This is a genomic window from Achromobacter sp. SIMBA_011, assembly GCF_046535435.1.
In the GTDB taxonomy this organism is placed as follows: Bacteria; Pseudomonadota; Gammaproteobacteria; order Burkholderiales; family Burkholderiaceae_B; genus Achromobacter; species Achromobacter dolens.
In genome coordinates this window covers 1-233 of the sequence record NZ_JAWRWN010001280.1, presented here as the reverse complement: position 1 = coordinate 233, position 233 = coordinate 1, and the positions used below count along the sequence as shown (strand labels likewise).

Genomic DNA, 233 nt, shown 5'->3' with positions numbered 1-233 from the left:
AGGCGATCGCTTCCTTGCACGTCGCCTGCGAGATCTGCTCGAGCTTCAGGTCGCACTTCAGGATCTCTTCGGTTTCCTCGCCGACCAGCAGCTTGTGCAGGTCCTGCAGATTCGGCAGGCCGTCGAGCATGAACACGCGCTCGATCAGCCAGTCGGCGTGCTTCATTTCGCCGATCGATTCGTCGTATTCGTGCTTGCCGAGCTTTTCGAGGCCCCAGTGCTTGTACATGCGC

General features: G+C 59.7%; 1 protein-coding gene. It reads right to left on the bottom strand.

The annotated features are described in order from the left end of the window. Positions 1-233: bacterioferritin (locus SB816_RS35180; RefSeq protein WP_410548647.1), on the bottom strand; the 233-nt coding region annotated here is incomplete at both ends.